This is a genomic window from Methanobrevibacter sp. (assembly GCF_017539065.1).
In the GTDB taxonomy this organism is placed as follows: Archaea; Methanobacteriota; Methanobacteria; order Methanobacteriales; family Methanobacteriaceae; genus Methanocatella.
Genome location: NZ_JAFYHP010000025.1, coordinates 22,719 through 29,763, shown reverse-complemented (window position 1 = coordinate 29,763; position 7,045 = coordinate 22,719). Strand labels below are relative to the sequence as shown.

The following is a 7,045-nucleotide window of genomic DNA, read 5'->3' as shown; positions in this document are numbered from 1 at the left end:
CAAAAAACAATGCCAAAATCAAGAAAACGAACATTCAAGACCAAACGAGGCGTTTTAAAACGAATATATCGCAGAGATCTAATTTGGAATGACAATCGCAAAAAGGATTTTGAAAATCAACAAAGTTTTTGAAAGAGTCTAGTTTTTTCAATAATTTTTTCAACAACAATTTCTGAAGCGATTAAATCGTCAACTGTTGCAAGAAAAGTACCTAATTTATCACTATTGATGTTGTATTCAATTTTATTCTCATTTAATTTAGACTCTAGATAATTTCCATTGTCCACATCCAGTGATTCAAATACTAGTTTTGCATTTTTTTCATCACTATACCTGAAAATAAGATTTCCATTAATCTTCATAATATATAATATATAATTAGTTATCATAAAATATTTTTGTGGTCAAAATTTCAAAAATATGGTAACCTTTATTAATAACTTAATTGATATATTATAGTATTCTATTATATTATGATATAATTTTTATATAGCTATTGTTGAAAATTCACTATTTTTAGCTATTTTTAATTAAAAATATTTTATATTTATTTCGGAGGAATTATAATGGTTCGTGCTTATACAAGAAAGGAATATATTAGAAAAAACCCAAATTCAAGGATTGTACAATATGATATGGGTAACTTAAGAGACGAATTCCCAGTCTCATTAAGTTTAGCTGTTAAAAAACCAGCTCAAATTAGACACAACTCTTTAGAAGCTGCTAGGGTTGCTTCTAACAGATTAATGCAAAGAGCTGCAGGAAGAATGGGATACCACTTAAAATTAAGAGTATACCCTCACCAAATCGTCAGGGAAAACCCAATGGCAACCGGTGCAGGAGCAGATAGGGTACAAAGTGGTATGAGAAACGCTTTCGGTAAACCTATATCTGTTGAAGCTATTGTTAAAAAAGATCAAAGGATAATCACTATCGATTGTCAAGAAAAGAACTTTGAACAAGCTAAAGTTGCATTGAAAAGAGCAGGCATGAAAATGCCAGTTCCATGTAAAATAGTTGTAGACAAAGGCGCAGAATTAATTAAATAGATTTATTTAATTAATCTTTTTACTCTTTTTTTTATTTTCTAATTTTTATTATTCTAATTTTTAATTTACAAACTTTTTTTCATTAAATATTTAAACTCTAAAAATCATATTAAAATATAATATTGACTATGTATTCATTAGTCAATGTAATATATTTTTAATCCAGAGGTTATATTTCATGTATGTTGTAAAATTTGAGGATTTATCTAAATCCGATATTGGAATTGCCGGTGGAAAAGGTGCTAATTTGGGTGAATTAACCCAAGCAGGTATTCCAGTACCGCCGGGTTTTGTAGTAACTGCACAAGCTTATGAATATTTCATGGATGAGGCTGGAATTAATGGTAAGGTTATGAGCATTCTTGAAGAAACTGACATTAATGATACCAAAGCTCTTCAAGCAGCTTCCGAAGAAATTAAAAAGATTATTGTTGAATCCCCGATTCCAGAAGATTTAGTTATGTTTATTCGCGAATATTATAATGAACTTTGTCAAAGAGTTGGTGAGGACGATACTGATGTGGCAATCAGATCATCTGCTACTGCAGAAGATTTGCCTGAAGCATCATTTGCAGGCCAACAAGATACTTTCTTACACGTATCCGGTGATGATGAAGTAATTGAATACATCAGAAAATGTTGGGCTTCATTGTTTGAGGCAAGAGCAATTTTCTATCGTGAAGAAAACAACTTTGAACATTCAAAAGTTTACATTGCAGTAGTTGTGCAAAAAATGGCAAATGCTGATAAGGCTGGAGTAATGTTTACCGTAAACCCATCCACTGGTGAAGAAATTGCTTTGATTGAAGGGTCCTGGGGACTTGGAGAATCAGTAGTGTCCGGTGATGTAACTCCTGATAACTATCAAGTTGATAAAAAGAACAATGAAATAGTCAATGTAACAATTAGTGACAAAAAGGTAATGTACACTAATGATGAAAACGGTACCAGTGTAAAAGTTGATGTTCCTGAAGACAAAAGAAAAGAAAGAGTATTGTCCGATGAGGAACTCATTGAATTAACTGAAATGGGTAAAACCGTCCAAGCGCATTACGGCGAACCTATGGACACTGAATGGGCATTTGAAAAAGATATGTTATTCTTATTGCAAGCAAGACCAATCACCACTCTTGGTGATGTTGAAGAAGAAACTGGAGATGCTTCTTCTGATTTAGGCGATGTTCTTGTAAGAGGTCTTGGAGCAAGTCCAGGAATGGCTGCCGGTACAGTCAAAATTGTCTTAGACATTGACGAATTAGATAAGATTAAAGATGGAGACATAATGGTTACAACAATGACCACTCCAGATATGGTGCCTGCTATGAGAAGAGCAAGCGGTATTGTAACTGATGAGGGTGGAGTAACCTGTCATGCTTCAATCATTTCCCGTGAACTTGGAATTCCTTGTGTTGTAGGAACTGGTGATGCTACAACCACATTAAAAGAAAATTCCGGAGTTACCTTAGACGGTAAAAAAGGATTAGTATTCGATGGAATTACACAAACCAAAGAGGAAGCAACCGCTGTAGCGGGAACAGTTGAAGCAGCTCCAATAATTACTGTAACTGAAGTTAAAGCTAATGTAAGTATGCCGGAAGCAGCAGAAAAAGCAGCAGCAACTGGTGCGGATGGTGTTGGACTTTTAAGAACAGAACATTTAATGTTAACCTCAGGTGTTCACCCAGGCAAATTCATTGCTGACGGAAGAGAAGATGAATTAATCGATACAATTGCAGATAATGTACAAATTGTAGCAGATGCATTCTATCCAAGACCGGTATGGTACAGAACATTAGATGCGCCAACCGATGAATTCATCACATTGGAAGGTGGAGAAAATGAACCTAGGGAACACAACCCAATGCTTGGTTGGAGAGGTATTAGAAGAGAACTTGACCAGCCTGAAATCCTTAAATGTGAATTTAAAGCTATTAAAAAATTACATGAAAAAGGATACACCAACATTGGAATTATGATTCCTTTATCACAAAGTCCAGAAGAACTCATAAAGGCAAAAGCACTTTGTTCTGAAATTGGTTTTGAACCTCACAAAGATGTTGACTTTGGAATGATGGTTGAAATTCCAGCAGCTGCAATATTGATTGATGAATATATTAAAGTTGGAATAGACTTTGTAAGTTTAGGAACCAACGATTTAACTCAATATACTCTTGCGGTTGACAGAAACAACGAGTTCGTAGCAAAACACTACACTGAAGAACACCCTGCAGTAATGAAACTGATTGAAAGAACAATCAGAAAATGTGCCGAAGCAGGTGTTAAATGCAGTATCTGTGGTCAAGCGGGTAGTGTGCCACACATTGTTGAAAAACTTGTTGAATTCGGTATTTCAAGCGTATCATCAAATACTGATGCTATTGCTGATGTGAGAAAAACTGTTGCTCGTGCTGAGCAAAAGATTATTCTTGACGCTGCTCGTAAACGTCTATAATAATCTTTTCATTTCTTTTTTTTATTTTAATTTAATTATTTAGGTTACTTTATGGAAGATAAGCCAATTGATAAACAGGACATATTGAAAGAGTTAGAAGAACTTCATAGTTTAGACCATGACTATGCAGATGGACGAATTTTGGGCTCAATGTGTACAGAAGCGCATCCATTTGCTAAAGAAGTCTATTGCAAATTTTTAGATACTAATTTAGGAGATCCGGGTCTTTTTAAAGGTACTAAACAAATTGAAAATGAAGTTGTAAAATCAATTGGCGAATTGTTATCTCTTGATAATGCTTATGGAAATATTGTAACCGGCGGAACAGAAGCAAATCTTATGGCCATAAGGGCTGCAAGAAATCATGCAAGAAAATATAAGGGAATAACCGATGGTGAAATCATCATGCCTGCATCTGCTCATTTCTCATTCAAAAAGGCCGCAGACATGCTGAACTTAAAGATTGTCGAGGCTGAATTGGATAACAATTATAAGATTGATGTCGAATCAGTTAAAAATTCCATTACTGACAAAACCGTAGCTATCGTTGCAATTGCCGGAACCACTGAATTGGGTTTAATCGATCCGATAGAAGAGATTTCCAAAATTGCTCTTGAACATAATATCTATTTCCATGTCGACGCCGCTTTTGGTGGTTTTTCAATTCCATTCTTAAAGGAAATAGGTTATGACTTGCCGGTTTTTGATTTTTCACTTGAAGGTGTTTGTTCCATAACAGTAGATCCTCATAAAATGGGATTGGCTCCAATTCCTGCAGGAGGAATAATCTTCAGACGTGAAGAATATTTGGAAGTTATGGCTGTCGATTCCCCATATTTGACCGTAAAGACACAATCTACAATTGTCGGAACTCGTCTTGGAGCTTCATCAGCAGCAACTTATGCAATAATGAAATACTTTGGAAAAGAAGGATATTCAAAACTTGCTAATGATTTAATGGAAAACACAAAGTTCTTTGCTCAAAGTCTAAAAGAATTAGGTTACGAATTGGTTTGCGAACCGGAATTAAATATTGTCGCATTTAACCATCCGAATATGCAAACTAATGAATTGGCTGAAAAATTAGAAGAATTGGGCTGGGAAGTGTCTGTTGCAAAATGCCCGATTCCGTCAATAAGAGTAGTCTTAATGAATCATGTTAAAAGAAATCATTTAGAAGAGTTATTAAATGATTTAAAAGATATTTTCTAATCTTTAATTTCTTCCACATACATTAATGGATAGTTTAACTCTTCAATGAATTCAATCCTTATTATTGCCACAACGTCATCTACTTTTGTATGGATTTTTACGTCAAGCATATCTCCTGTAAGGGAAGTATAGTCAAATTCTGTCATGGATTCTTCAAGCTTGTCAAATCTGATTTCAACTTCTACCTTTTCAATTGCAGGTTGCAAATTTAAAGACTCTTCCATAGCTCTTTCTAAGCTTTCTTTTGTATCTTTATTGACAGGAGTTCCTACAAATTGATGGAATAAGGCACCCATACTGATGGCGCCTTCGAATATCGCTCTTTCTCTTGTGGTTATATTTGAAAAGTATTCCTTATCGACATCCATTTATAATCCTCCATTTAAGAATATTATTTTATCGAAAATCAGTTCCGAAGGTATTGGATTAATGCAGCAATAGAACAAAACGGCTGAAATAATCAACACTGTCGCTAAAATGTATATTCTGTTGTCTTTTGGATAGAAGAAACTGAATATCAGTCCTAAAACTAGGAATATTGCTGAAATTATAGGAGCATTTGCCTCTTGCGGATTGTCTTTTATGATTTTAGTGTTTAACGGACTTTTTTCAATTAATTCTCCCTGAACGATCATCCTGTTTTCTGTTGATCCGATAGGATCACATGTAATCAAATAGGTAGTGTTGTTTCCAACAGGATTGAAGTCATATGTTTCAGGCACGATTGTTGTATTGACAACTTCATACTTCAATTCTCCAACTTCCGGCCATTCAAGGATGAATGTATCACCATTTCCCAGTTCATTCAGCCTTAAAAATGGAGACCCTTGAAGTGTCCTATGTCCCCATAGTGCAATTGGGCCTTTAGTTGGAATATTTTCGCCAGGGTCACTTAAAACACCCAAATCCAAAGATTTATTATTAATTTTCTCATTAACTCCAATTGAGGAGATTATTACTTTGGGAGCATCAATGTTTTTCTCAACTATTATCTTTGATGAAAAGTAATTCACTTCTCCCATGGCATATAATCCAATAATCAATAAACAAATTATCACAATTATTGTTGAAATGGTAGGTTTATTCATAGTATCAGTTTTGTTAAATCTAGTATAATACTTTTTTTAATATTGATAAGTTGAACTTATTTCTGAAACCATCCAATCCGGTGCCTCGGAAGTCGGTATTGTTAAGACGATATTGTCCATATTCTCTAAAATATAGTTCACTTTATCTTGAGGAGTTTCTATTAAGAGCATGTATTGTGCGTCTAAATCGCCTAAATTAATTTCCCGTTCATAATTAGATAATTTCACCCCATAACCTTTCAGCAATTCATAAGTTTCGTGTTCATCATAACCTTCAACAATTGCACCTTTAATCATTTCCAGCACATCTGATGAGAAACCTTTAGTCTTTTCTTTTGGGTAAGTAGTATTTCCTTTAACTGTCATTTTGGTTTTTGAATATTCCGAATCAATTTCCCCGTTTTCCTCATATCTCATAATTGATAAAACTGTACATCCGCTTATTTCAGGACAGGTTCGGTTAGTTGAATTGTCTTCATAAGTCCCATTAGAATTTGTGTAGATATCAACTATGCTTCCCACTTTTACAAGTCCCGCTCCGGCTTGGAGTCTTGAAACTAAAATGGGCACGGATACGGTATTCGGTTCTTCAAATTTGATTTTTGAAAGGATAGTCGCATCATTTTCATTTATTATCTTCATTGCTTCTGAAGAGGGCATAATTGTGTTGCTTTCATTTTCATAAACTGCCATGATTCTGCCATATTTGTCCATATTTGAATTTACAGTTTTTTTCTGATAGGAGCGCCAATCTTTTGTTGCTTCGAGTATAATATTCACTGCTGAGATTTCTTCAGGGGTTTTTGCATCATTAATGTGATTTTCTAAAATCATTGCATTTGGGGAGGTTGTTAGTGCTCCTGAGTATAAGTCATGAAGTTCATTAAGTTTTGTTGTTTTTGCAAGTGATAACTCCTGCTGTGCAGGTTCATATACTATGAAATAATATGCAGAAATAATCAAGGTAAATATGATTATCGTAGTTATAATAATTCCAATTTTTCTTTTCTTCTCATTATCACTTATATCTACAGATTTTGGAGATAGATAAACTCCTAACTTATGGTTTAATCGCTTGAGTGGTGTTAATTCATCATCTTCTTTTTCATTTGGTTTTGGAAACTCTTCAGAGATTTGGTTTCTGAGTTCTTGTGTTTGCTCAAAACCTCTAGGATATAATGGATCTCTTGGTTTTCTATTGTTCATTTTTAATACTCCTTTAATTTTTAGATGGTTAATTTAAT

General features: G+C 34.2%; 7 protein-coding genes. 3 read left to right on the top strand and 4 right to left on the bottom strand.

Going from position 1 to position 7,045, the window contains the following annotated elements; translation table 11 throughout:
• Positions 1–116: 116 nt before the first annotated feature.
• Positions 117–362 carry a KEOPS complex subunit Pcc1 gene (locus tag IKS50_RS06630; protein WP_292847282.1) on the bottom strand — a complete coding sequence of 82 codons (246 nt, stop codon included), beginning with the start codon at positions 360–362 and terminating at the stop codon, positions 117–119.
• Positions 363–566: 204 nt separating this feature from the next.
• On the opposite strand from IKS50_RS06630, the gene rplJ reads away from it, so the two are divergent.
• The 3 genes from rplJ (at position 567) to mfnA (ending at position 4,713) form a co-directional block, all read left to right on the top strand.
• The gene (rplJ, locus tag IKS50_RS06625) at positions 567–1,049 is read left to right on the top strand and encodes a 50S ribosomal protein L16 (protein WP_292847279.1); all 483 of its coding nucleotides are present in this window, start codon (positions 567–569) and stop codon (positions 1,047–1,049) included.
• Positions 1,050–1,227: 178 nt separating this feature from the next.
• A complete protein-coding gene (ppsA, locus tag IKS50_RS06620) occupies positions 1,228–3,501 on the top strand; it encodes a phosphoenolpyruvate synthase (protein WP_292847276.1) in 2,274 nt (757 codons plus the stop codon).
• Positions 3,502–3,552: 51 nt separating this feature from the next.
• The gene (gene mfnA, locus IKS50_RS06615; RefSeq protein ID WP_292847273.1) at positions 3,553–4,713 is read left to right on the top strand and encodes a tyrosine decarboxylase MfnA; all 1,161 of its coding nucleotides are present in this window, start codon (positions 3,553–3,555) and stop codon (positions 4,711–4,713) included.
• Here mfnA and IKS50_RS06610 read toward each other — a convergent pair.
• From IKS50_RS06610 to IKS50_RS06600, 3 genes are read right to left on the bottom strand one after another with little or no spacing between them, the layout of a single operon-like run.
• Complete coding sequence (locus tag IKS50_RS06610) at positions 4,710–5,081, bottom strand: dihydroneopterin aldolase family protein (RefSeq protein ID WP_292847270.1); 372 nt, start codon at positions 5,079–5,081, stop codon at positions 4,710–4,712. The two genes, mfnA and IKS50_RS06610, sit on opposite strands and share 4 nt — an antisense overlap.
• Positions 5,082–5,801 (bottom strand): sortase, encoded by a 720-nt coding sequence (locus tag IKS50_RS06605; protein WP_292847267.1) that lies wholly within the window; start codon positions 5,799–5,801, stop codon positions 5,082–5,084.
• Positions 5,802–5,837: 36 nt separating this feature from the next.
• Positions 5,838–7,007 (bottom strand): hypothetical protein, encoded by a 1,170-nt coding sequence (locus IKS50_RS06600; RefSeq protein WP_292847264.1) that lies wholly within the window; start codon positions 7,005–7,007, stop codon positions 5,838–5,840.
• Positions 7,008–7,045: the final 38 nt, after the last annotated feature.

Excerpts from the sequence above, each read along its gene's own strand:
- IKS50_RS06610 (WP_292847270.1), bottom strand. The coding sequence starts at position 5,081 with ATGGATGTCGATAAGGAATACTTTTCAAATATAACCACAAGAGAAAGA.
- IKS50_RS06605 (WP_292847267.1), bottom strand. The coding sequence starts at position 5,801 with ATGAATAAACCTACCATTTCAACAATAATTGTGATAATTTGTTTATTG.
- rplJ (WP_292847279.1), top strand. The coding sequence starts at position 567 with ATGGTTCGTGCTTATACAAGAAAGGAATATATTAGAAAAAACCCAAAT.
- ppsA (WP_292847276.1), top strand. The coding sequence starts at position 1,228 with ATGTATGTTGTAAAATTTGAGGATTTATCTAAATCCGATATTGGAATT.
- IKS50_RS06600 (WP_292847264.1), bottom strand. The coding sequence starts at position 7,007 with ATGAACAATAGAAAACCAAGAGATCCATTATATCCTAGAGGTTTTGAG.
- IKS50_RS06630 (WP_292847282.1), bottom strand. The coding sequence starts at position 362 with ATGAAGATTAATGGAAATCTTATTTTCAGGTATAGTGATGAAAAAAAT.
- mfnA (WP_292847273.1), top strand. The coding sequence starts at position 3,553 with ATGGAAGATAAGCCAATTGATAAACAGGACATATTGAAAGAGTTAGAA.